Origin of the sequence: Novipirellula herctigrandis, assembly GCA_007859835.1 — a bacterium.
Lineage (GTDB): Bacteria > Planctomycetota > Planctomycetia > Pirellulales > Pirellulaceae > Novipirellula_A > Novipirellula_A herctigrandis.
The window spans coordinates 124,238-149,410 of the sequence record SJPJ01000001.1; the positions used below are offsets into that span (position 1 = coordinate 124,238).

At 54.1% G+C, this 25,173-nt stretch carries 16 protein-coding genes; 6 read left to right on the top strand and 10 right to left on the bottom strand.

Annotated elements, in window-relative coordinates; translation table 11 throughout:
• Positions 1-3,651 (bottom strand): CotH kinase family protein (locus CA13_RS00470; protein ID WP_146393784.1); only part of this gene is annotated, 3,651 nt, incomplete at its 3' end.
• Between the two features lie 621 nt (positions 3,652-4,272).
• Here CA13_RS00470 and CA13_RS00475 point away from each other — a divergent pair.
• Positions 4,273-5,964 carry a CotH kinase family protein gene (locus CA13_RS00475; protein WP_146393786.1) on the top strand — a complete coding sequence of 564 codons (1,692 nt, stop codon included), beginning with the start codon at positions 4,273-4,275 and terminating at the stop codon, positions 5,962-5,964.
• A 134-nt stretch (positions 5,965-6,098) separates the two neighbouring features.
• Here the strand turns inward: CA13_RS00475 and CA13_RS00480 are convergent, their stop codons facing one another.
• Positions 6,099-6,752, bottom strand: a complete 654-nt coding sequence (locus tag CA13_RS00480) for a hypothetical protein (protein ID WP_146393788.1) — start codon at positions 6,750-6,752, stop codon at positions 6,099-6,101.
• Positions 6,753-7,022: 270 nt separating this feature from the next.
• Between CA13_RS00480 and CA13_RS00485 the strand changes: the two genes are divergently transcribed.
• The gene (locus tag CA13_RS00485; RefSeq protein WP_146393790.1) at positions 7,023-7,583 is read left to right on the top strand and encodes an EF-hand domain-containing protein; all 561 of its coding nucleotides are present in this window, start codon (positions 7,023-7,025) and stop codon (positions 7,581-7,583) included.
• A 172-nt stretch (positions 7,584-7,755) separates the two neighbouring features.
• Positions 7,756-10,149, top strand: a complete 2,394-nt coding sequence (locus tag CA13_RS00490) for a serine/threonine protein kinase (RefSeq protein WP_146393792.1) — start codon at positions 7,756-7,758, stop codon at positions 10,147-10,149.
• Positions 10,150-10,459: 310 nt separating this feature from the next.
• Here the strand turns inward: CA13_RS00490 and CA13_RS00495 are convergent, their stop codons facing one another.
• The gene (locus CA13_RS00495; protein WP_146393794.1) at positions 10,460-11,020 is read right to left on the bottom strand and encodes an ECF-type sigma factor; all 561 of its coding nucleotides are present in this window, start codon (positions 11,018-11,020) and stop codon (positions 10,460-10,462) included.
• Positions 11,021-11,269: 249 nt separating this feature from the next.
• Here CA13_RS00495 and CA13_RS34440 point away from each other — a divergent pair, with 249 nt between their 5' ends.
• The gene (locus CA13_RS34440) at positions 11,270-11,419 is read left to right on the top strand and encodes a hypothetical protein (protein WP_419193761.1); all 150 of its coding nucleotides are present in this window, start codon (positions 11,270-11,272) and stop codon (positions 11,417-11,419) included.
• A 993-nt stretch (positions 11,420-12,412) separates the two neighbouring features.
• Positions 12,413-14,170, top strand: a complete 1,758-nt coding sequence (dauA, locus tag CA13_RS00500; protein ID WP_419193762.1) for a C4-dicarboxylic acid transporter DauA — start codon at positions 12,413-12,415, stop codon at positions 14,168-14,170.
• A 268-nt stretch (positions 14,171-14,438) separates the two neighbouring features.
• Here dauA and CA13_RS00505 read toward each other — a convergent pair whose 3' ends face one another.
• The 4 genes from CA13_RS00505 to CA13_RS00520 all read right to left on the bottom strand — a co-directional run bounded on the left by CA13_RS00505 (position 14,439) and on the right by CA13_RS00520 (position 20,008).
• Positions 14,439-15,530 (bottom strand): glycoside hydrolase family 53 protein, encoded by a 1,092-nt coding sequence (locus CA13_RS00505; RefSeq protein ID WP_146393796.1) that lies wholly within the window; start codon positions 15,528-15,530, stop codon positions 14,439-14,441.
• 49 nt (positions 15,531-15,579) lie between these two features.
• Positions 15,580-17,025 carry a sulfatase gene (locus tag CA13_RS00510; RefSeq protein ID WP_419193763.1) on the bottom strand — a complete coding sequence of 482 codons (1,446 nt, stop codon included), beginning with the start codon at positions 17,023-17,025 and terminating at the stop codon, positions 15,580-15,582.
• Positions 17,022-18,638 (bottom strand): sulfatase family protein, encoded by a 1,617-nt coding sequence (locus CA13_RS00515; RefSeq protein ID WP_146393800.1) that lies wholly within the window; start codon positions 18,636-18,638, stop codon positions 17,022-17,024. Before CA13_RS00515 ends, CA13_RS00510 begins: the two co-directional genes overlap by 4 nt.
• A gap of 218 nt (positions 18,639-18,856) precedes the next feature.
• Entirely contained in the window at positions 18,857-20,008 is a 1,152-nt protein-coding gene (locus CA13_RS00520) for a hypothetical protein (RefSeq protein WP_146393802.1), read from the bottom strand.
• A 13-nt stretch (positions 20,009-20,021) separates the two neighbouring features.
• On the opposite strand from CA13_RS00520, the gene CA13_RS00525 reads away from it, so the two are divergent.
• The gene (locus CA13_RS00525; RefSeq protein ID WP_146393804.1) at positions 20,022-20,624 is read left to right on the top strand and encodes a hypothetical protein; all 603 of its coding nucleotides are present in this window, start codon (positions 20,022-20,024) and stop codon (positions 20,622-20,624) included.
• A 40-nt stretch (positions 20,625-20,664) separates the two neighbouring features.
• On the opposite strand, the gene CA13_RS00530 is transcribed toward CA13_RS00525, so the two are convergent.
• The 3 genes from CA13_RS00530 to nrfH all read right to left on the bottom strand — a co-directional run bounded on the left by CA13_RS00530 (position 20,665) and on the right by nrfH (position 24,573).
• On the bottom strand, positions 20,665-21,585 hold the full coding sequence (locus CA13_RS00530) for a YybH family protein (RefSeq protein ID WP_419193764.1): 921 nt from the start codon (positions 21,583-21,585) through the stop codon (positions 20,665-20,667).
• A gap of 830 nt (positions 21,586-22,415) precedes the next feature.
• Entirely contained in the window at positions 22,416-23,963 is a 1,548-nt protein-coding gene (locus CA13_RS00535; protein WP_146393808.1) for an ammonia-forming cytochrome c nitrite reductase subunit c552, read from the bottom strand.
• A gap of 43 nt (positions 23,964-24,006) precedes the next feature.
• Entirely contained in the window at positions 24,007-24,573 is a 567-nt protein-coding gene (gene nrfH, locus CA13_RS00540) for a cytochrome c nitrite reductase small subunit (protein ID WP_473087428.1), read from the bottom strand.
• Positions 24,574-25,173 lie beyond the last annotated feature (600 nt).

Consider the following 25,173-nt stretch of genomic DNA (forward strand, 5'->3'; position numbering starts at 1 on the left):
ACCGTCGGTAGGTGGCACGTCGTCGGTAGGTGGCACGCCGTCAGTGGGTGGCACGCCGTCGGTGGGAGCGGTCGTGCCTTCGGGCGGACCGCCACCGGTGGCGCCAACTAAGTCAAAGTAATCGGTATCCAGGTAAGGCCAACCTTCGGAAAAATTGCTCAGCGAGAACAGCTCTTTGGCTGTCGGCAATCGCCAGTCATCGTAGCCGCCAAGTTCAAAGCTATTGGCATGTTCGAGAGCCTCTTGGTAGCTCATCGAAACATCCGACGGCGTTTGCTGCCAAATCAAACCCGTATTCAAGTCCGAAACGGTGCCATCGCCGTTATCTTCGAAAGCAAACTCAACACCATCGTATTGACCGTCTTGACCAAAAAAGGCTTCGCCTGCAGCTGGCTCGATAACATTACCTTCATTGTCGTAGCTGTCTTGCTGGCCGGTGTCGACAATCACATAGGATCCCGGTTCGACCACATGGTTGGCAATCGTGACAATCGCTGTGTCGGTACTGTTTGCTCCGTCATCGTCCGTCACTTGAACGCCTACGGCAAAGATACCAGCCATCGAGGGGACGTACGTTGCAGTGACTCCGGTGGCGTCGTCGTAATCGCCATCGTTATCGAGATCCCACGCATAGGAGACAATTGTTCCATCGGGGTCAACGGACCCGGAGGCGTCAAGGGTAAGCGCCACACCGGTATCGCCGTTGTACGGGCCGCCGTCACTGGCCACGGGGGCGATGTTGGCCAATTCATTAACCGTGACGGTTGCGGTGTCGACGTTGGTTGCACCGTCATCGTCCGTGACTTGAAGTCCAACCGTGAACGTTCCGGCCGTTGTCGCATCGAATGTGGTTGTCACACCAGTGGCATCATCGTACTCGCCATCGCTGTCCAAGTCCCATGCATACGTCGCGATCATGCCGTCCGTGTCGGTCGAATTGGCACCGCTCAGCGTGATCGTATCACCGACGGTTCCGGTGTAAGAACCTCCGGCTTCAGCCATGGGGGCGACATTTCCGTCTGTCTCATTGGTATTCGCAGCTCCGGGCGTGGCGGCTGACAACACAACCAAAGTTGATGAACCATCGGGAAATCGACCATACGAAACATCCGTTGTTTGCTCGCCAAAGGTGACTGAATCAATCAAAGTCGATCCGTCAACGTTGTACAACAGGACGGACTCGCCACCGGCTGACAATTTAAACGACGCGTGATCGTCTCCCTGGTCGGTATCTTTATCGGCCCAAATAACGAGGTAACCGGCTGCGTCGATGGTTGAACCGTCCGGGAACTGCCACTGCATCGGATCGCCAGCGTCATCCGTCAAATACATGCCACTGAGATCGACCGACGTCGTGCTAGGATTATACAGTTCGATCCAATCTTCAAACGCGCCCGCTTCGTCGGGATCCTCGACCACGTTGTCATTGTCGGCCATGATCTCGTTGACATAGATCTCCACCGTTTCGGGTTCCAGATCATACCCCTCCAAGACCGAAGACAGGTAGTCTGCACGATCCCCGATAAAGCTGGTCAATCCGAAGATCGTTCTCCTGCCATCGATCAAATCGGTCGTCAAATTCTGTTCGAACTGCGCCGTCGTAAATTGTTTGTTGGTGTCAGCCGTCACATCATCGCGAATCAAATTGGCCAGTTCGTTGATCCGGGCGGTGGCGGAGGTGACGTCAAAACCTTCTTGCAGCATTTCGGCGAGGTCGCGAAGATACTCGGTACTGTATTCCTCGATCGCCCACAAGCTCTCGGCGAGCGGTCGTGGTTCGTCCTCGATGGGAGTCCCAGGAGGCCCCACCGCGATACCGGCCGGCAACCAAAATGGATCGATTTCAACAGGGTCTTGATTGCGTTCGGTGAATAATGTGAACGTGCCAAACGATTCGTTTACATCCCAAAACAGATGCGTGAATTGACCCGTGTCGTCACGATCATAAAGGTAATAGTTGTGGGCCGCGCCAATGTACGAATCCAAATTCACAAACAGATTATTTAGCGCTAACGAGGTGAGAGTGTCGTCGACGTCCAAGATCGGTTCGATCGCATCGGCCAACTCGCCCGACGGAGTGTTGTTGAGAACATCAATGAATTCGATCAACTGTGAATAATCATTCGCGGTTTCGTTTGTCTTCAGTTCATAGAAATCTTCGTAATCCGCCTGGTCCGTCCCAAGATAGGTCAGGTCCGAACCGAAATCGGCATTTGGATCTTGGGCCACCGCATCGTCCGCCGCGGTCCCCTTGTACAAGTTGCCGTCTTCATTGTCGGCAAACCGGCTTTGCACGAAAGTCTTGTCAAGTTGTTCTACCGCCGTGTACAGCCCGTAGTATTCTCCGTTGATGTAAACCTTGGTGTGGACGGCACGACCCACGCCTTCGACGAAGTTCGAGGCGTAATCGTAGAACAACTTCTCCCGCAGCATTGTCGGATCGCTGTAGTTGTTGTTCAGATTCAGCTTTTTCAAGCCCTGAAACGTTAACTCGTCGTTGTCTTCATCGTATTCGTCGAAGTCGATTTTGATCGACTTCTTCACGCCCGTTCCTTCAAAGGACGAATTCCCTTTGAAGCGAACGCCCACTTGGTCCAACGCGATTCCGTCACCAACAAAACTCGCCTCAAAATACGGGTCGTCGAGATCGTTCGCGTGAGAATCGTAGAGAGTGCTGTACCAATCAGCATCTTCAAACGTGATATGGATCTCGTGGACATAGCTGTCGTCAAAGAAGGCAGCCGACGGATCATCGATTGTGACGGGATCCCAGGGCGATGGTTCGTCTCCAATCATCGAAACAACAATCGTTCCCGTGTCTGTGTCGGTCGCCCCATCGTCGTCGGTCACCTGCAAACCGACGATGAATGTTCCCACCGTTGTCGACGAGAAGTTTGCCGCCGCACCACTTGCGTCGTCGTACTCTCCGTCGTTGTCCAAGTCCCAAGCATAAGTCGCGATACTTCCATCGGTATCGCCGGACGCCGAAGCGGTCAGCGAAATCGTGTCCGCCGTTGTGCCTGAGTAAGGGCCACCGGCATCGGCGGTCGGCGCGACATTCGTATCACCAATTGCTGAGTTGGCAGCAGCGGGCGTCGGCGTCGTTAGCACGCTGATGGTTTCCCCGCCGTCGGGAGAACGTCCGTAGGCGACGTCGGTCGCCTGCGCGCCGAACTCGATCGAGTCGAGCTGAGTCGTACCATCGGTGTCGTAAAGGGCAACCGTTTCGCCGCCCGAAGACAGCTTGAACGACGTATGGTTGTCACCTTGATCGTCATCACCATCCGCCCAAATCAAAAGAAAGGCACCTGCGGCAACGTTCGAATTATTCGGGAATTGCCACTGTGTGGGGTCGCTTGTGTCATCGGTCAGATACATGCCACTGAGGTCGACCGCCTCCGTGCTTGGATTGTAGATTTCAACCCAATCCTCAAACGCACCCGCTTCATCGGGATCTTCAATCGTTGCATCGTTATCGGCCATGATCTCGTTGATAAAGAGGTCACCGGCGAGCATTTGACGGGCTTCCAGTGATTCCGCAAGCAACCGACGAGAAGGCCGACGCCGCCGTGAACGTTTACGCTGCTGCGAGCGGCCAAGTCGAGAAAGTGTACGGCTGAAAAGACTTTGGGGGGTTGGCATATTGACCATGGCCTCAATTCAAAAAGTTGACTAGACCACCCGGGTTTGGGATTCAGCTCATTGGGTGCTGAACTCGGAGTGGGACTGATTCTTTGTCGTTGAGAGCTAATGCGCCATTGAGCGGAGGACGGGGCCAAAAAATGTCGGAACTCCCAAACCTGTTGCAAAAGTCGTCACGACTGTCGTGTTTATGTCGATAGCTCGAACCTCTTAACCCGTCACGATTTTGCGTTCGCTCAACGGCTCGCCATTACAGAAGTTTTGGACTTCCCAATAAATTTCTTGGCCCTTTTGTGCAAGTTTCGACGCATGTCTCTATCAAACGAATGATGCGTCGTGCGTTTTGGCGACTTCTGCTACGACTTTACAGTAGACGGCACAACGCCAGCTTGGCTAAATCAATCCGTCGACACCAGCAAGTGGCTCGGCGCATCGATTGCTAACCGTGCGATTTAAATGGCTTTTTTGATTGGCACTGTGGTTGGACACAGCATTCCTTTGTCGCCCCTCGCGAAGGTAGCGGTCTAAGGTGCAGTTCATCGCAGCCCCAAATAGATTGCATCCTTTGACTCGCTTTCCTATCAGGCTGAAACGCCAGCATCGAAAACAGTCATTCCAAAGATTAGAAAAATGAAAAAGAAACTTCTGTTGCTTCTCGGTGTCAGCGCGACGGTGACAGGGATTGTCTTTGCAAGCCGGCCCGAACGGTTTGGTTTTGGCGGCCCGGACTTTGCAGGCTTTCCGGGAGGTCCAGGCGTTCGCAATCGTACGGAACGGTCAATCGTCGATAGTTACGACACCGACGCGAGCGGTTGGCTCGACGCAAACGAACGTCAGATGGCTCGCAAAGCGATGGCGTCCGACCAAGGCCGAAGAGCCGGCCCTGGTGGTGGACCTATTGGTAGACGGGGAGGTCCAGGCCACAGCGAATCGTTGCTGTCGCAAACGCCCGGGCCGAATGTCGCGGTTAACGAGGTTGAGGCCTATCCGGACAAGACACTTTACGACACCAGCATCCTGCGAACGGTGTTCTTGCAATTCGAAAACGATGAATGGGAATCGGAGTTAGAAGCTTTTTATGCGACCGATGTGGATGTCCCGGCAACGATGATCGTTGATGGAGCGACATACGAACAAGTGGGAGTTCACTTTCGTGGGGCTTCGTCCTTTGACCATGTTTCGGCTGGCAGCAAGCGGTCGGTCAATGTGTCGCTCGACATGATTGACGAGGATCAAAACATCGACGGTTACAAGACGTTGAATCTGCTGAACTGCCATTGCGATCCATCCATGATGAGCAGCGTCCTGTATTCGCACATCGCTCGGCAATACATCCCCGTTCCCAAAGCCAACTTCGTTCACCTCGTTGTCAATGGCCAAAGCTGGGGGTTATACAACAGTGTTCAGCAGTTTGACAAAAAGTTCCTAAAAGAGAATTATGACGGATCAAAAGGGACACGTTGGAAGGTCAGCGGCAGCCCGCACGCAGATGGTGGATTGCGTTATCTAGGCGACGATTTGGAACCGTACAAGTTGAGGTTTGAGATGAAGTCGAGCGATGGTAAAAAAGCTTGGGCGGCGCTTGTACGATTGTGCAAAATTTTGAATCAGACGCCCAGTGAAGAGTTGCAATCCACGTTAGAGCCGATTCTTGACATTGACGAAACGCTCAAGTTCCTCGCGCTCGACGTCGTACTCGCCAACAACGATGGCTACTGGACGCGGGCGAGTGACTACTACTTATTCCTCGATAAAGATGGCAAATTCCACGTCATTCCGCACGACATGAACGAAGCATTTGCGCTGTCTGGCCCCGGACCAGTCGGCCCCGGACCAGGTGGTGTTAGCGGTCGGCGTGGCCCCGATGGTGGACCAAACGGCCGTGGTGGTCCCGACCCTAGACCGGGCGCCATCGGTAATTTTTTTGGAAGACTCCTTGGTGGACCCGGTGGGCCCCGCGGCGGTGGCCCCCTTCGTGCCCAGGTCGACACCGACCCGCTGGTCGACATCCGTAACGATCGTATGCCGCTGCGTAGCCGACTGCTGGCAGTACCCGAATTACGTCAACGTTATCTGGAATACGTTCATCAAATGGCAAACGAATCGATTTCGTGGCAGCACTTAGGCCCGGTCGTTGAGGACTATCGGCAACTTATCGAACCGCTTGTAAAAGCAGACACGCGAAAGTTGACTTCGTATGAAGCATTTCAAGCGGCTGCGAATCCTGACACGGTGCCCGCGGAACACCCCATGTCGTTCCGGAAGTTCGCCGACGAGCGATCTGCCTTCTTAATCTCTGCTTGTAACAAAACGGGACAATGATAAACCCATAACACAAAATCGATACTGCGGCCTTGCTCTGCTTCACCGCAACCCATCTTGCACGCAAAGGTTTGCTGAAACGAAGTCCTCAGCGCCACGTTCTGCGTTCTTATGGAGAATACCATTTTCATGGGTTACACAAGACGATCAAGGAACGATCCGGTCGCGCCGAATTGTTCGCTAAGCGATTGCTCAAATGCATCAAAATCGACACCGTTTTCGTCGAACAGACTCTTCATGGAAGATTGAAGATCATCTTGAGAAACATTACTGCCAGACTCGGAAGTCAACTCCGCAATGGTTTCGATCATCTGATTGATCAGTTCATCGATGGACGCCTCGTCGACGCCAGCGGAAAGCAGAGCAGATTCTACTTCACTGGTTTCGCTTTCAGCTTCTCTACGGGGCGGAGGTCCGTTGGGGCGGCCCGCGCCTGATGGGCCTCTGCCACCTGATGGGCCTCCCGCGCCTGATGCCGCTCTCGCGCCTGACACGCCGCCCGCTTGAATCGCTTCTTCGAATTCCCCCGAGTCGATACCGTTGGCTTCGAGAACATCATTGACCACGGATTGAAAAGCTTCGCGACTTGTCGCCCCCGAGGAGGACTCCGATTGTAGCGAAGTGATGGCTTCGTCAATCTGTTCGAGTACACTGGCCGCCGTCGAATCATCCACTCCAATCGACTCCAGCGCCGATGCGATAGGTTCTTGCGGTGGTGGACCTTGCGGCCGTGAGTTGGAAGACGAAGATTGGCTGGGGAAAGCCGCCATTGAGTTGGAAATATTCATGTTCAAAATTTGCCTTTCGTTGTGTAGGTGAAATGGGACTTGCCATGGCCATTGGCACATTTCTTTTCGGGTCCAGCTTGCCAAACTCTTGCACATTAAGCATGAAAACCAGCGGTTTTTTCGTTGTTTTTTGCTTTTTCAACTATTCGTGAAAATCTCTTGCAATGCTTGGCCCTTTGCCTGCGCCGATGGCGCATTGACAACGTGGCGGTTGTCTCACGAGCGCCCAACACAGCTTGTCAAACCTAACTCTCTACGAGAAAACGAACCATGAATCGTGCATTTCCATTCACCGTCATCGTCGGCATCGCACTTAGCTCGAGTATGCTATTTGCCCAACCTCCGGGACGCGGGGGAGCTCCCGGGATGGGCCCTGGGGGGGGACCGCCGTTGGAAATGATCATTCAGTTGTTCACGCAAGCGGACGTCAACGGAGATGGCACCGTGACCAGGGCGGAACTAACGGCGGTCCTTCAAAACCAAAGACGCGGCAATCAATTTGGTCGCGGTGGCCCGCCTCCCCAAGGTGGCGTTTTTGGACAAGACAACCAACAAGCGCGGAACCAGCCACGGCAAGACGGCGGCCCCCAAGGGTCGCCGCCAAAGCCCGGTCAAGTGTTGCCCGAACCAGTTGCGCAGTCACTTAACCTCAGCGCTCGCCAGGAGCGTCAATTGACCGCGTTACAAGCCGACGTCGATAAACGCCTCGCTTTAATCTTGACGGACGAGCAAGAAGAACAGCTTGAAAACTTTCAGCCACCGCATGGCCCCGACCACGCCGCCAATGGCGACGGTGATCAAAAAAAAGGGCGGCCTCAACGTCCTGAATGACACTCGTTTCGATCCGCGAATGGTTTGACGACTTTCGCTACAGGATGATTCACGGCGTTTGATGATACGTGGCAAAATACCAACGACCAACGGCAATGCGTAACCACTCTTCGATCGGCACGTCACTTCGCTTGCGGTCGTAACGCAATACGTGTTTTGCTAGAATAGACGAATGCCCAATCCCACTGAACGAGCGATCTTTTTGCAAGCGATCGACGAAGACAACCTCGATGATCGCTTGGCCTATTTAGATTCCGCATGCGGCGGCGATGCCTCGCTACGCGCATCGGTCGAGGCGTTGCTAGCCGCTCATGAACAACCGGCGGCGCTTTTGGATCATCCCATTGGTTCCGACCAATGCCGACCTGCATTTCCCAATCAGTTTGCCGGAGGGCCGTTGGAACATATCGGGTCGCATATCGGCCCCTACAAGTTGATGGAGCAGATCGGTGAAGGCGGTTTTGGCCTTGTCTTTGTCGCTGAACAAGAGCAACCGGTACGGCGGCGCGTTGCACTGAAAATCGTCAAGCCGGGTGCGGCATCCAAAGAAGTGATTGCCCGTTTCGAGAGCGAACGCCAAGCCGTTGCGATGATGAACCATCCCAATATTGCTCAGGTGTTTGATGCCGGTGAAACGTCCGACCATCGACCGTATTTCGTGATGGAGTTGGTCCGTGGGTTACCGATCACAAAGTTCTGCGACAAAAAACAGATGAGTGTCCGAGAGCGTTTGAATCTTATGATCGACGTTTGCTCCGCCGTTCATCATGCGCATCAGAAAGGGGTCATCCATCGCGATATCAAGCCATCCAACGTGATGGTTACGCTACACGATAGCAAACCCGTCGCGAAGGTGATTGACTTTGGCGTTGCCAAGGCGATTGGCCAAAGGTTGACAGAGAAAACCGTCTACACACGTTTCCACTCGATGATTGGAACACCGCTCTACATGAGCCCCGAACAGGCTGAAATGAGCGGACTAGACGTTGACACACGCAGCGACATCTATTCGCTTGGCGTCCTGCTGTATGAATTGCTCGCCGGAAAAACGCCTTTCGATCGTGATCGTTTGGATTCCTGTGGGCTGGATGAAATGCGCCGAATTATTCGGGAAGAAGAGCCGCCACGACCAAGCACACGACTTTCCACGCAAAACAAAACGCTGTCGACGATCGCGGATCAGCGCCGCATTGATTTGCATCGCTTGGCTTCCACCTTGCGAGGTGATCTCGATTGGATCGTCATGAAGTCGCTCGAAAAGGACCGGTCTCGGCGATACGACTCCGCAGCATCGTTGGCCGATGACATTCGTCGTTATCTTGATGGCGAGCCGATCGTCGCGCGACCGCCAAGCACGCTTTATCAGTTCCAAAGATTCGCTCGCCGTCATCGCGTTGCCTTCATCACGGCGGCACTCGTCGGCTGCACAATGATTATCGGTACGGCAGCAAGTTTGTGGCAAATGTCCAAGGCGATCCAAGCCCGACAAGAACTCGAACAATTCGCAGAGAATTTGACGCATGCCAGCATTCTGGTCGCCAGCGGTCAGACGCACGCCGATGCAGGTCGGTGGAACGAAGCGGCGCAACACTACGACGCCGCCGTCGCAATCCAGCCGACTTACTTTCTGCCCCGCGTTCAACGAGCCCAGCTTTACGCGCGCATTCATCTTTGGCCAGAAGCAGCCAACGACTACAAAATCGCTTTGGATACCGGGGCTTCGATTTCGCAGCCACAGTGGTTGGGAGTGCCAGCGTTGTTTCTATATACGGGACACGACGACGCGTTCGCACAATTGTTCGAGCAATATGAACATCAATTATTAGAGAACGCCGAAGAACCAAAATGGTCGCTGCTGAGAGGGTTGGTCGTCAGTGATCGGATCGATGCGGCCAGGAATGGTCAATTTCTCGCAAAACTCGCACAAAGTTGGTTGTCAAAGCCTCCGCCTGGACCGCCACACCGTTTTGATGGCCCCCCTAGCTTTGATGGCCCCCCTAGCTTTGATGGTGAGACCGGCTTTGATGGGATGTTTAACTTTGATAGGTTGCCTAGCTTGGAAGGAACACCTAGTCCTGCACCGAATGCACGGCGCGGTCAACGCGACGGTCCACCACCCGATCCGTCGGGCGTTGTGCGAAGGCAACACCAATTGCCTCGGGTGATGTGTAACTATGTAGCGGCGCTGGCCCATTTGCGTGCGGAGAATTTCGATTCAGCGATCAGCTTGCTCGACGAAACGCGAGCCGACGCCCATTGGCCAGACAGATATCTGGTACACGCTCCCCTAGCATTAGCCCATTATCAGAACGACGAGAGCGAACAGGCGAAACGGTCGCTCGAACTCTCAGGCGAGTCGATCCGTGAGGTTCTAAATGAAATCTGCGAACAGCCACAAGAAAGTGGCCCGGTCCTATGGAACGATCTCATCGAAGCGTTGCAGCTCCACGACGAAGCTTCGCGGACCATCCTGGGAACTCCCTCGCAATTGCAGCCGAATGTCATTCAACTCCGAAATGCGTCGATAAATTTGATCACGCGACCGATCGATCGGCAGTCCAAATAGCGTCGCAATTCACCCGCGGGTACCAAACAGCATTGCCAGTGTGCGGCTCGCGTGTTCACAAGATGCAATCGACGTGAATAGTTGTTTTGAGCACGCGTGATTAGATGCCATCGGAGCAAACGCAGCATCCTGAAGCTCTCGATCCACGAGTGGCTCTCGATTCCTGAGCAGAGACATTCCTGAGCGGGGACATTCCTGAGCGGGGACATTCCTGAGCGGGGACATTCCTGAGCGGGGACATTCCTGAGCGGGGACGGTGCGGACGCTCGTCATGGTCGTAAGATTTCAGGAGGCCTATTATGATTTTTCCCTAATCGCTCATTTCGCGTTGCAGCCAGGCTCGAGCGTAGGCCCAATTCCGCTTGGTGGTTCGTGGAGAAACGCCAAGGACCTTGGCTGTTTCTTCAATCGTCAGACCTGTGAAGTAACGCAGTTCAACCAACTTCGCAAGCTGTGGATCTTCCAGGGCTAATTTATTGAGTGCTTCATCAAGAAACAGCAGTTCATCGACATTATCCGTATCCACAACCGCAACGTCGTCATACAAGTCGCGGCGTTTAATTTCCCCACCACGTTTCGCCCTGCCTTTGCGACGCGCGTTTTCGATGAGGATTCTGCGCATCGATTCGGCGGCAGCCGCGAAAAAATGACCTCGTCCATCCCACTGTTGCGAAACATTGCCGCCTACCAATCGCATGAAAGCTTCGTGAACTAAGGCCGTCGGTTGAAGCGTCTGTCCAGACTTTTCCTGATTCATTCGACTTGCCGCTAATCGCCTGAGCTCTTCGTACACAAGTGGCAACAAATCATTCGCCGCACGCGGGTCGCCGGCTTCGATCGCCGATAAAATTTGCGTGATATCTTGGTTCATAAATCGTTTGTCGGGCGAGAAATCGGAAAGCAGAATAGTCGCCTGCGAATATAGGTCATACGCACATTCTCCCATAGCGGGCTTAACAGACCATCACGTCCGGAAATGGGCCTCCGGCAAATAGCCGACCGAGACAGCAATCCGCAAAAATGCCGCCGTCCCAAAATACTTCATCCCTGCCTTGTCGACGACGTTAATCCGACCTGTAGAACCACATCGCCTTGCACTATCGTAAGCAAGGGCCCTCCAATGCTTCTAGATGTTACACGCGGCGGTGGTGAAGAAGTCTTTGCTTGGGATCACGGGGACCGAGTGGGCCATGAACAACGCGTTGACGGTACGTTGATCCGCCCCACGTGGTACATCGAAACAAGCACCACTGCAATGCTGCGTCAATGAGCCCGTGATTCGAGAAACCTGGAAAGCGTTCCATGCCTTTGCCAACTTCGAGAAACGCAGAAACAAGCAATCCATAAAATGGGTTGGGGCGTCTATGCTTGCAGCCTGCCATCGCATCAAAATCTGCGTTGCTCGAAGTGAAATCCTAATCAACGCTTCGCGAGCAACTTGCAAGCATTTCAACAACACCGAGCGTTGCCAAGTCACACTGGGACAACTACTTCGGCGGCAGCAAGCTACCAAATCTAGGTAGCCAAAAAGAAAGCGTCAGACAAGAATCCTGTCTCACGCTATGGAATGATCAAATGAGGATACTTAAGGGGGAACCAATTGTCGCCGAACACCTATCCAGCCATTCCGGTGGCCGACACCTTTGATCGCTCGACACCTTTGATCGCTCCCCGTAGGGATACCAAGAATGCTCAATCCAAACAAATGAGTTAACCTGCACAAAGACTCGCTCGTCACGAGCTCGTTCGATCATTTTGCACAAGACGGACTTGTGTCGGTTTGCGAACGTAGCCAAATTTGAAGCGGAAGCGGGGTAGGGACGCAATTCGCGAATGCGTCTTCAAAGCCATTCTGAAGGTTCGCGAAACACAGACCGACGAGGTGGTTTCGGCTGATACTTTTTAATAGCGCGCTATGCGGCCGTTTGCACTGGAATTGGGTTCATGGAATGCTTGATAGCGGTCAATCGATATTCGCATTTTTCTCTACTGTCGCTGCGAAAAAGCTAAAATGGACAATCCGAGACTTTTTCAATTTCACGTTTCGTATAGGGAGGATTCGCTCTGACGAAAGCCTCGCAAGTATTCGTCACCGTAAGCGACAGCTGCCGGTAAGAAGGTTTACTGTCAATGAAATTGCCCGGCATTGCAGAACGCTCTCGCCAGGAATACGCTGCCACATCTTGGGTCGGAAAACGTGATCGTTAGTTAACCGTTTCCGTGTTGTATAGGCGTTTCTAGTTTGTCAGGAAGTGAGTGGAGAGTGAAAGGTGATGGTAACGGCAGCGAACGTTTGGTTTTGTTTTCTGCGATGCGGGCGGCATGGAAAAGCGGGTATTCGCGAGCGGATTTCAAAGCGGACGTTGGTGCGGGAATTGTTGTCGGCGTGGTGGCATTACCATTGTCGATGGCTTTGGCGATCGCATGCGGAGTACCGCCGCAGAACGGATTGTTTACGGCGATCGTAGCTGGTGGGTTGGTGGCACTGTTGGGGGGATCGCGTGTCAGTGTGACTGGTCCGACTGCGGCGTTTGTCGTCATCCTTTCACCGATTACAGCCAAGTTTGGTTTAGGCGGCTTGCTGGTTGCCTCGATGATGGCCGGAATGATTCAGGTATTGCTAGGAGCGGCCCGTTTGGGGCGATTAATTCAGATCGTGCCTCACCCAGTGACGACGGGTTTTACTAGCGGCATTGCCGTGGTTATCGCCACGTTACAGATCAAGGATTTTCTTGGGCTCGACGTTGACAAGATGCCCGAAACCTATCTGGAACGAGTCCACGCTTTGGTTTTCGCTTTGCCGAGTATTAGTTGGACCGAATTGCTTATCGGTACGTTAACGTTGATTCTGTTGGTCGTCAGCCCGCGTGTATTGCGTCGCATTCCGGGACCGTTGGTCGCATTGACAATCGCAAGTTTGGTGGCTTTGGTACTGCCGGAATTTTCGCCCGGTTTTGACGTGGCCACGATTAATGATCGGTTTTCTTTTGAAATGAACGGCCAGCAATTTGCGGGGATTCCTAAGACGCCGCCGACATTTGAATGGCCTTGGCGACATTTGGAAGTTGATGGTGTACCAACTGGGTTTTCGTTCGGTTTGATGCGTGAATTATTGGTTCCCGCAATCGCAATCGCCATGCTAGGAGCGATCGAGTCGCTTTTGTGTGCGGTGGTTGCTGATGGCATGACACAGAGCAAGCACGATCCGGACGGTGAGTTGCTGGCACAAGGGATTGGCAACATCGTCGCGCCGTTCTTTGGAGGATTCGCGGCAACCGCGGCGATCGCTCGCACGGCGACTGGGATTCGTGCTGGCAGCCGTTCCCCGGTTGCGGCGATCATCCACGCACTTTTCGTGTTGTCCGCGATGTTGGCGCTCGCTCCATTGCTAGGTTATTTGCCAATGGCGGCGTTATCGGCGTTGTTGTTAACCGTCGCCTGGAAGATGAGTGAAGCAAAGCACTTCATGCGAGTTGTTCGCGAGGCGCCACGTAGTGACATCGTCGTGCTGGGGACGTGTTTTATTTTGACGGTCGTCTTTGACATGGTGATCAGTGTGACGGTCGGCATGGTGTTAGCCGCGTTCCTTTTCATGCAACGAATGGCGGAGCTGTCCAATGTCCGGGTGTTGAACGGTATGCATCCACAGCTGGTCGCGAAATTACCGCCGGAAGTTTGCCTATACGAAGTGAACGGACCGCTCTTTTTTGGAGCGGCAGCCAAAGCCACCGATCGTATGGCAGAGGTGACAGGCGATGCTCGCGCATTAATGCTCTATTTGGGCAACGTATCGATGATTGATATGACCGGTTTAATCGCGCTTGAATCAGCGGTCGCGAATCTGCAAAATGATGGCGTGATGGTGGTCTTAGCCGGTGTGAACGATCACGTTGCGAAGGTGATCAAACGCAGTTCGGTGATCAACTCGCCGTCAGTCAGTCTTCACAGTACTCTGGCCAGTGCCGAGATGTTCCTGCGATTAGCATTGCCTGATCATTTGAATCAAGAAAAAGGCGCGTGATGTCGTTTTGAGCTCGGCGGCATCAACCCGTTTTGGCAACCGCATAACGTAAATTGCATTGCTTCACGCGCTGACTGCGCAGCTACAAACGACGGTGCTTTGACAATTATGAAGCGGATCCAAATTTATTCCCGCTCGATTGGCGACAACTCACGCCCCAAAAAAATCGAAACTTGTGGCAAACATGGCGACCAAACGTTTTACTCTGCGGTCGCCGAGTATTCCTCATCTTCTTGTTGGTAAATCTTGTCTTCCCAACAGCCCTTGATTACTTTTGGAAAGCGTTCATTCCGGGCAAGGCGTTTCCATCTTCGTCGAACAGCGAGAGGTGTCCCCGGCCAGGATTCAAACGGGGTGCGGGAATATATTCAGGTGCCCAGTAGAACAGCCCGATGCCGCGTCCCCCGGGCGTCTCACGCGTTACCTTGATGAGCTGTTCCAGGTACTCCTTTTGCCCTTCCTTGCTTGCCGGCAATCCTGGGACCAAAGGACGCCGCTCCTTCTTATGCAGCAGCTTGGTTGGATCATCACAATTCGGATACCAAGGGTAGGCGGTTTCCACCACCATGATGTCCTTGCCGAACCGCTCAACGCTCGCCTGTAGGGTCTCCTGCAGTGGCTCGAAGCCCAAGCCGCGACTATGCCACCACGGGTAATAGCTAAGCCCGATGATGTCGTAATTCACATTGTGTTTCTTCATGTAGTCAAAGTAGCGTGCCGTCTGCTGTGGACTGCCCCCACAATGCAAGTGGATGATGGTCTTGATCGGCCGGTCGCCTTGTCCTGCATGAACGCCAGCAATACCTGCCTTCAGCAGAGTCGCGAGTTTCTCCCATTGCTGCGGCGTGCCGATGCGCCCGTCCGGCCACAACATACCCGGTGCGATCTCATTGCCGACTTGGACCCAATCGGGAGCCGCCCCCGCTTCGCACATCTCGACAATCACCTCTTCCGTATACTCGCGAACCGCGTTGACCAATTCCTCGAAGCTCAGATTCTCCCAGGCCGCCGGCTTGTTCTGTTTCCCGGGATCCGCCCAAGTATCCGAGTAGTGAATGTCAAGCATTAGTTTCAGTCCCGCATCCTTGATCCGGCGTCCCAGCTTCTTTGTATAGTCCAGACTGTTCACTCGTGGTGGCTTGCCTGTGGGAGTATGAAACAAACGAACCCGCATCGCATTACAGCCGTTGTCTTTGAAAACCATCAGCGGATCTTTGGCTTGGCCATTTTCCTTGTAAACGCCTCCACTGTCCTCGATCGTTTGCAGCAGCGAAATGTCCGCACCCTTGTAAAACTCCGGTTCCGCAGCCGTAGCTAACGAGCTGAGAAACAGAGTTATCGCCAGCAGCCTATACATCATGTCAGTTGGTTCTTTGTTGAGGGATGGATCAGTTCACTCTGCGTTAAGGTCACTCGACCGCCTGCAATGTCGTATACCCGGCACCCATCAATGCGCGGCAGGCATCCAACACTTCGGTCTGCTCAGAATCGTCAGCAATGTTCATGCGTTCGGCACCGATCACGCCCAAATCATACAGTTCGGTATTCACCAACTTATAACCATCCGAGACATCACGCCACTGAATGTAACGATGACGATCGGTCCTGATGGAATAGGCAAGCATGTTGGGGAAATTTTTGAGACCTTTAACCTGACTGTATGCGGCGGGTTTGAGCGAATCGACTTGTCCTTTGATGATGGGTAACAGGCTCACACCTTCCAGGTGCGACGGCAGTTTCAATCCGCAGGCAGCGGCCAGAGTCGGATAAATGTCTACCGATTCAACCAAGGCATTGGTGCGGCGACCACGCTGACCTTTCGTGGGCACGCGAATCATCAGCGGGCTGCGCATGTCGGCTTCAAACTGGGTCCACTTGGCCCAACGCTGTTGATCACCCAAGTGAAAACCATGGTCGGACCAAACAACGACAACGGTCTTTTCCCGTAGCTTCAGTTCGTCAAGTTTCCTTAGGATCCTCCCGGCCTGAGCGTCGGCAAAACTGGTTGCTGCGTAATAGGCATGAACCAAATCCCTCGTCTGGGGCAGTGTCGGCATCGATTCCGGCGTGAACAACTTACCCTTGTCCAGTCCGTAAGCGCAGATCTCGCGAAAGCTATACCCATAGCGTTGTGCTGCTTCGGGGATCGTTTGGGGTTGGAGCGGCTTAATCTCTTCATCCTTGTAGAGGTTCCAGAACCGTTTCGACGCGACAAACGGTAGGTGCGGCTTGTAGAACCCGGCCGCTATGAAAAATGGCTTGTCCTGATTCTCTTCGAGTGCTTTGATGGCTTGATCAGCGGTCTGATAGTCACCATGCAGCTCGTCGGGGCCGTCGTAAATCTCGAAAGCCGGTCGCCACATACCTTTGGCTGTTTTTCCTTTTTGCATTTGGTAGTTCACGTAGCACGTCCAACCCGATGGCGGGTGCCAGGGCTGACGGCTCCAGCCAAATCCCGGTCCGCTTCCTTTGCTGTGGTAAGTCTTACCGAAACTCAACGTCGTGAACCCGTTGTTCTTGAACAGCAGCGGCATGGTCGGGCGTTTCTTCGGTTCATTGGCTACCGATCCTGAGCCGCCGTTGCCGTAGAGTCGCAGGGTGTCAGGCCGGACTCCGCCCATCATGCATGCACGTGACGGTCCGCACGATGGAAACTGCACATAGTGGCGCTGGAAAGTCACTGCGGATTCGGCGAAGCGGTCGAGGTTCGGCGTCTTGGCGGCACCGCCGTAACACCCCAGCACGGGCCTGAGGTCGTCAATGCAAATAAGCAGAACATTAGGCCGGTCGGCTGCCTGGACCCAGAAACAGCCCCAAAGTAAAAGCGTTATTGGAACCCACAATACTCGGTTCATTGCGATTCTCCCGCCGCGCGGAGATAAGGCGTTGGGTCCCATGACTCAATGCGATGATCCCAGTCGACCCTATATTTCGAACGTTTGATTTCGCTGGCTGGCATTTGCTGACGCTTTCGTTCGTACTGAGCAAGCCGCTGGGCGTAATCTGCGTTGAAACTGTCGAGGTACTGTGGGTCGCGGAAAGGATCATCAACCACGGTTTGTTGCCACCTGCGCAGTTGCTCGTGAAGCGATTTTTCAATCGACCTATGTTCGGTCTGTCCAATTAGATTGTGGATCTCGCCTGGATCGTTTTCAAGATCGTAGAGTTCAAACTCAGGCGGTGCCGTGCTGCGGTCCGCGACGGTTCGCGCGACGCTGTCGACCGGCAATTCAGCAAGCGTCTTCGCCAACAGGAAGCTCGTGTTGTTGTAGCCATCCGGAATTCGACGTCTGACACCATTGCCGTTTAGATTGTGGATCAGCTTATGACGCCCGTCCATAATCGTCCGCGTTGGCCAATACGATCCCTGATTCGTTGTGTGCGCGACATAAGTTGAATAAAGGAACTTTCTCGCCGGCGGCTCACCTTTGAATAACGGGATCAATGAATACCCGGGGAGGTATAGCGGAGGCGATACTCCGGCGGCCTCCTGAAAGGTCGGCGATAGATCAACGAAAGAAACGAGGGCTGAAGAACGCGTGCCCGGGTTTGCCACGACGCCTGGCCAACGAACAATGAATGGAACTTGCAGGCCCGCTTGGTAGGGTGTCGTCTTGCCACGCAGCAGATGCGACGGTCCATGGTCGGACGAGAAGATGACGAGCGTGCTGTCCGCGTGACCGAATTCATCAAGCAAGGCGAGAATCCTGCCAACGAACCAATCGACACGCTGAATGGCGCTGTAGTACGTGCCGACTTCCCGTCTGAACTTCGCGTTCATTGCAAAGTCGTCGCCGAGCCAATCAAACGGCCGCAGCTTGGCAAGATCGACGTCGGGATACGGCCAACCTTCGGAGCCGGGGTTGATGAATTCAGGCCGATGCCACGTCGAATGCGTGTCGGGAGTCTGAGCCTGGAAGTAGAAGGGAGTCCCTTCTTCGAGGTGCTGTAGGAAAAAGCGAAAATTGTCGACCGAATTGTTGACAAGATGGTCGCTGTCTTCGCCCGTAAGACGGTTTTGCTTGTAGCTGGGTTTGAAATCGAAGGGCGGATTTGGCTTGACCCCCGTCTTGTATGTCAGCCCGCACTCGTAGCCCTGTTCCTTGAGGGCATGAATGAATGTCGTCAGCCCTTCGCGAAAATGGAAACCGTGCGAGTCGATAAAGCCCATGATTCCGTTTTGATGCGGATGCAAGCCAGAGAATAGAGCACCGCGCGAAGCGGCGCAGGTGGCGGCCACGACATGAGCGTGTTCGAAGACGATACCCTCGGCCGCCAACCGGTCCAGATTTGGCGTTGCTACAGTGTGGTCTCCATATGCAGGAATTTGCACCCCCATATCTTCCATATGAATGAAGAGGATGTTGCTGGGTTGTGTCTCTGCCGAGTGGAGCCTCGGAGATATCACTGCTAGAACCAGGGTAACGGCAAGGCCGGCCAGCACTACACGCCCTAACGGTTGCAACATCACGCCCCCCCAGAAACAGAAGTGTTAAGAAAAACGGTAAACACACTCCGTCTTAACATACCGCATCGTTCCGATGAATCTGACAATCTATTATCGAGGGGAGGTTCTTCTTGATGTTGCGGTTTTGGCGTCCGCGTATGCGATCCGACACGCGGAATCAAAATTTGGTACTGCCTGCAAAGAGCGAAACACAAAAGGGTAAGGAACAATCGGACTGCCTAAGGTGATTCCGAATCCTCGGGTTCGTCTAAGCGGATCAATGTCCATTGTTGCGTTTCGCCTGACTCGAAGTGAAGCAGTGCCCCCGCTTCGCTCTCGCTCAGATTGTAAATCCCGGTCTCCATGATCGGCCAATCCGCATCGACCTTGCCCCACGCTGCGCGTTGACTTTCGCGATCAATGGTTCCCTCGACTTCGAAAGCCTCATCGGTTGCTGTGTTCTGGAACGTGCCGGCGATGATGCCCTCTTTGCTGATCGCAAGTTGAAGGAACAGTGTCGCATCTTCGGCGCTGCCTTCTTCCTGCGTCAGTGCGAACACACCTAGTGGCATCCACTCGACCGAATCCGGTTCAACCTCCGGAACGCTCGATGCAATCTCTTGCGCCTGTTGAGCGTATTCCTCGGTGGTACAGATGACTTCGTTGTTGTAGTAAACAGAGTCACCTTCGAAGTACAGATTGTCTCCATAGCTGTAGTACACTGGCGGTGAGGTCCAGTTGCCGACAAACCAGCCTGTTACTGCGCCCGCCGTCGCCCATTTCCACCAGTTGTGAGGATGATTGACCCAACCCCAACGCCAGTGCGGATAACGGCCCCAATATCCAACGCCGTAATGCGGCAGATGGCCCGGGTAGGGCGGGCGATAGCCTGGGGGTCGCCAACCGGGAGGTCGTTGTCCCGGCGGCCGCCAGCCGGGTGGACGCGTGCCTGGCGGTCGGTGTGAGGGGCGGTTGGTCCAACCCGGCGGGATTCGTCCTGGTTTGGATGGAAGTTGGACCGGTCGATCGCCGATGCCTGGTCGATCACCGCTGCCTGGTCGATCACCGCTGCCTGGTCGATCACCGCTGCCTGGTCGATCACCGCTGCCTGGTCGATCACCGCTGCCTGGTCGATCGCCGATGCCCGGTCGATCGCCGATGCCCGGTCGATCGCCGATGCCCGGTCGATCACCGCTGCCCGGACGCGTTTCCGGAAGAGTCGTCGGTCGATCGCCGATGCCTGGTCGTGTTTCCGGAAGAGTCGTGGGTCGATCGCCGATGCCGGGACGCGTTCCCGGTGAGGGCCGCGTCGATGGTCGGTTTTGAAGGAAGTCGCCTGCCGCGCCACCGCTGCCAGGTCGAACGCTAGGTCGCGTCGACGGACGATCCAAGTTCAAGAAGTCATTGAGCTGCCCTTGCGAGGGTCTTCCCTGGGAAGGCAGTCCTGTACTCGGACGTCCCGTTCCCGGTCGCGTTGTCGGAATCGACGGGCGCGAAGTCGATGGAAGAGAAGGACGTGTCGTCGGGCGCGAGGTCGATGGAAGAGAAGGACGCGTCGTCGATGGAAGTGAAGGACGCGAGGTCGATGGAAGTGAAGGACGCGAGGTCGATGGAAGTGAAGGACGCGAGGTCGATGGAAGTGAAGGACGCGTCGTCGGGCGCGAGGTCGATGGAAGTGAGGGACGCGTCGATGGAAGTGAGGGACGCGTCGATGGCATCGAGGGACGCGTCGATGGTCGGCTGATCGAAGGCGACGGCCGGCTCATTGAAGGCCGACTCATTGAAGGCCGGCTCACTGAAGGCCGACTCATCGAAGGCGACGGCCGATTCATTGAAGGCCGACTCATCGAAGGGGAGGGGCGGCTCATCGACGAGCGACTCATTCCTCCGCCTCTCGAAACACCACCACGGCCACGGGCAAAACAATCGCCCCCCGACGGATTGCCGGCAAGGAAAATGATCAAAAAGCAACTGATAGTGGTGCCAAGTTTCATAACATTACCTTGATTCAGGCTCGGAATTTGTATTTTCATATGCTTCGGTCACCCTATCGACGACGAAGGGTGACTTCCTCCGTATTCGGCAACAATTGGCCATCAACCACTCGATTAAACTTCCGCCACGAGTACGTGTCCTCATCGATCGGACGCAAGACGTTAGTGGACGAACCGGAAGCTCCGTCGGCAAGTGTGGCAAGCGATTGGACGACCCACTTGCGATCGTGCAGGTTCCATTCGCCTTTCACGAATCCACCATCCGAATCAAAAAGCCAGCTTCGGATTTGTTCGTTTTTGGCGTCCCAGCCGATAATTTCGAGACCGGAGGATTGCACATCTCCATCGATTGAAACGTGGTACTTTCTGCTTAAATAGTTTTGGTTGGCGGTCCATTGGCAGTCGAGATCGATAATCATCCCGTCACCTTCATTGATCCATTGGCCAACCAAAAATTCCAATCCATTGAGACGTTCATAATTGGAAGCCTTCGTTTCGATCACGTCTTCGCTGACTCGGTCGATCAACCACGTGCCGCCGTGCGCCACGTACACGACTTGATATGTCGTTTCTTCGTTGGAATCATTTCGGGAGATCAGAGCGGAACCACGTTCAATCGCGACGTTGGGCGAAACAAACTCAATCGACTCCGTTTCGACTGCCAAGTTGGGAGCGTCCTCCGGCGACAGAATCGCCGTGAATTCCTCCTTTAACGATGCATGTCCGGTCAACTGATCGCCGCTCGTGCGACTGATATAAACGCCATCGGGAGACCAGTGCGAAACTAACTTGTCGACGTCCTTCGCGTTGAATGCGGCGACGTAAGATTCAATCGCGGCCTCAATCTCATGCCGATCGGCATCGCGCGGATCAGCCGCCGCGACGCTCTCCTCGGCTAACGCCTGACCGACCAAAACCAAACCCAAAGCAACGGAAAGTTGCGGGAGTAGTCGAAGAATGAGGTTTCCGCACATTGATGTCGTCTCCGAGAAAAGAAAGCCGTTGGACGCCGCACGAGTCATCTAATACGCTGATGATGAATTTGCGTTGCGACGGTAGACAGTTTACGGGATTCGCGAGCTGTTTGATACTAAAATATTTGATTGTTCCTGGATTGACTCTCTTCGATTGATCCACCGTCGTCGATGACGGCACGAACGAGCAATCGGAAAGGTCGCCAGCTTTGGCACTGTCTCGTCAATGTGAATTGACGCACTCTTCTGTGAGCCGCAAGTCGCTAGCCGCGCGGATTTCCGGGCTCACCAGCTGGTGCTGTGCCGCTCATCATTTACTGCGCCGCTCACAATTTACGAGACAGGGTCTAGAACCAACCAATGCCAACGCGGGATTGAGTTACCGCGAATCAGATCTTTATATAGCAGCGGCAAGGGGCGTCCCGTCATTGCGAGCCTAGGCGGTTAAACGCGGCACTTCCTTTGCCGGATTCCGCTATAACGCTGGTGCTTCCGGCCCGTTGAATTCGACGCGATCGGTAAGTCAACAAACGTTGTGAAGTGTCCAATTGAGCAGTTTTGTACTCAGGTTCACTTCTGTGAACAATTTCGTGAACCACGCACTTCGGCGTCGTGAGTTGCAAGACATCAGCACGCAGATCATGACACCGTAAAATGAATGAATCACGGTATTGGGGTGGTTTCGCTATCGGTTGAAGGCAACGACGGTTGTGTTGAAGGCAACGACGCTCACTTTTTTACGCTCAATTCAAATCCCGTTATTGAACGATCGAAGTGTTAGCAGTTTGATGTGTCGTGTGAACCGCCTAATGTGACTCTGCGTCCCATTCTTAATTTGCTTTCGCAACCGCTTCCTCTTCCGGCTTGGCTTTCAAATCCAGCTGGTAACATGCCGCGATCGCCTGCCGACTGTAGTCCACCGACTCGGCCAGAATTCGGGCAGCTTCCTGTCGAGCATGAAAGCCTTTGCTGTTTTCGCTGGCAATGTAATCAAGTCGCCACATCGCCTTGCGTTGCAGTTTGCGAATCGGGGCGAGTTGTTCCTCTGTTGCGCCGGCTTCTTGAACTGCGATAATCGCGTCGAGCATCTCGGTCATCGCCGTGGCGGCACGCTCGATCAAGGCCCGCGTGCGATCTTGAATCAAGTCGACGCGTTCCTTGATTTCCTGTTCGGGAATGTTGTGGCACGTCTGGCACGCTTTGTTGATGTTCTCCATCGGGCTACGAACCCAGTGGCTGCTTACTTTGGTCGCCCCTTTCTTTTCGTATGGCATATGACAGTCGGTGCAACTGACGCCGCTGCGTGCGTGAATGCCTTGACTCCAAAGTTCGAACTCGGGGTGCTGGGCCTTGTAAACCTTCGTGCCGGTTTCTTTGTGAACGTAATCGTAGAACTCGCCGCCCTCAGGGAACTCGGTGGAATCCCATTCCGCTTCCAAATTCTCCATCTTCAGGCCATTGCTCCATGGAAACGTCAGCGTCATCTTGTTCGCACAGTAGTACTCGACGTGACACTGACCGCATACAAACGTTCGCATCTCCTGTCGCGTCGCCATCGTGTTCGGGTCGTATGATTCCTTGGATCCCTTGTCCCGCCACTGTTGAATCGACGGCAGGTGCGGTACGGGATCGTCGCTCTTGGCCAATTTGTCGATGCCCAAGATGAAACCGGGCCGCGTCACGCGAATTGCCATCGTGTCGGGATCATGACAATCGATGCACGAAACCGGATGAGCGCCGCCCATGTGCGGATCGCCGGTAGCGACGTCGATCCCATCGGGTGTTTTTTCGACTTCTTTGTGAATTTCTTCGTACGTCTTCGTACTGACTTCTTTAAAACCAGCCAGCACGGCATCCATTTCGAAGTTGCTAGCCAAACGCTCCGCCGTCGCGTCCTCGCCCAACGCTTCGAGTCCGATGCGGCGATAAGTGGGAATGATCGAAGCATGGCAATGCAAACAGGCGCCGGATTGCTGGACGTCCGTGACGCGTTTGGTGACTTCTTGATCGCCCAGCATGTGGGCGTGACCGCGAGCTTCGCGATAGTCGATGCTAAAGGCGTATCCGGCAAACAAACGCTTGAGCCATGGGCTTTCCTTCAGCTTGCTAGGCGGCAAAGTGTGATTGCCACCGAAGTCAGTGTACGGATCATTGACCGTTTTTAAATAGTCTTCGTATTGCTGCGGAAAGTTCAGCCCCCAAGGCGCCGGGTCGGTGCTGACTTCGTTGACATCGACGACCTTCGTGAATGTCGCACGGGCTTCCTGTTTGCGTTCAAAAATATTGACCAACAGCGCGACCACGCCGAGGGTGACCAATGCGGTTAAGCCGGTCAACAATGCCAGCAACCCGAAGCTGCGTTTTTTGTCTGAAGTCATGTTAGGCATTTCAAATATCGAAGGTGAAGCGTTGGGATTTGGATTAGCGTCCTGCGTGGCCAACATCGGCGTGACAGTGAACGCACGATTGCATGTCCGCACCGTCAGTGGTCGGCAGCAAATTGTGAATAAAGTCTTTGTGACAATCGACACAGGTGCTTTGCGTCACTCGCCGATTGCGGGGCTTAATCTGAATTGGGTCTTTGTAACCGCCAAACGTGAAAGCCAGCGAGTGAAAGAACCCGTTGTCGGCTTTGGTCACCCATTTGCCAATTGCGTCATGCGGAAGGTGGCAGTCATTGCAGACGGCGACGTGATGGTGGCTGCTTTGTTGCCACGAATCCATGTGGTCCTGCATCGCGTGGCAGTTGACGCACGTTTGCGGATTGTTGCTCAGATAACTGGCTCCCTTGCCATACCCGAATGTGAATACGCCGACCCCGGCGAGCAGACCGAGCGTCACCGCGAAAGCCAGTGCCACCTTGCCGAACCGAGGTCCATGCTGGTTTTCGGCAGACGCCTTCGTCGCAGGCGTATCGTCAGCGGCAGAAGTCTGCGTCGCCAGATCATCCCGTTCCGAATCGTCGTGAATTGATGTTTCCTTCGTCACTCGTCTAGCCGTTGAGTCCTGTGTGGTCTTCCAGTCTTAACGAAGCTGCCTGATATGGCATGCGAGAATTGACCTTGCAGCTACACCGGTGTAGCGGGGCGCGACTGGGTAGCATTTTGAAAGTATATCGGATTGAGCGTGCGTCGTGTTGATTTAGATCAAGTCAAAAGCGTTTTGTGAAAAGAAAACGCAATTCGGACATTCGACCTGTGCAAATACTGAGACACCAAAAATCCACCAAGATCTTCGTCAACATCGGTAACAGAGCCTCTTATTTCGATTCCGCAATTTGGCGGAGTCGAAAACCACAGATGGGCAACTTCGCTGTTAGTCACCTGCCAACCAACATGTAATCCATACGAAATCTGTCTCTTTGAAAGAATAGTCAGATCTCTAGTTGACACTTTCATGTTGACCGGAGTTCCAAACGTTATTGGCTGTCCGGATCGCTTTACGGTCTCAACGAATGCACCGTTGTTGCAATACGGTGCAAGCGGAGCATTGAATCGAGGGAGTCACGGAAACTGGTTTTGGGAAAACGTCGCGCGTGGAAAGCTCCTCGAAAAGATGCGAGCTTTTCGGCAACGCGTTTAAGGTCCG

Bases quoted from the DNA above. Each gene is read 5' to 3' on its own strand.
- CA13_RS00475 (WP_146393786.1), top strand. From the start codon at position 4,273: ATGAAAAAGAAACTTCTGTTGCTTCTCGGTGTCAGCGCGACGGTGACA.
- CA13_RS00490 (WP_146393792.1), top strand. From the start codon at position 7,756: ATGCCCAATCCCACTGAACGAGCGATCTTTTTGCAAGCGATCGACGAA.
- CA13_RS00530 (WP_419193764.1), bottom strand. From the start codon at position 21,585: ATGTGCGGAAACCTCATTCTTCGACTACTCCCGCAACTTTCCGTTGCT.
- CA13_RS00505 (WP_146393796.1), bottom strand. From the start codon at position 15,530: ATGATGTATAGGCTGCTGGCGATAACTCTGTTTCTCAGCTCGTTAGCT.
- CA13_RS00495 (WP_146393794.1), bottom strand. From the start codon at position 11,020: ATGAACCAAGATATCACGCAAATTTTATCGGCGATCGAAGCCGGCGAC.
- CA13_RS00535 (WP_146393808.1), bottom strand. From the start codon at position 23,963: ATGACTTCAGACAAAAAACGCAGCTTCGGGTTGCTGGCATTGTTGACC.
- CA13_RS00510 (WP_419193763.1), bottom strand. From the start codon at position 17,025: ATGAACCGAGTATTGTGGGTTCCAATAACGCTTTTACTTTGGGGCTGT.
- CA13_RS00485 (WP_146393790.1), top strand. From the start codon at position 7,023: ATGAATCGTGCATTTCCATTCACCGTCATCGTCGGCATCGCACTTAGC.
- CA13_RS34440 (WP_419193761.1), top strand. From the start codon at position 11,270: ATGCTTCTAGATGTTACACGCGGCGGTGGTGAAGAAGTCTTTGCTTGG.
- CA13_RS00515 (WP_146393800.1), bottom strand. From the start codon at position 18,638: ATGTTGCAACCGTTAGGGCGTGTAGTGCTGGCCGGCCTTGCCGTTACC.
- CA13_RS00480 (WP_146393788.1), bottom strand. From the start codon at position 6,752: ATGAATATTTCCAACTCAATGGCGGCTTTCCCCAGCCAATCTTCGTCT.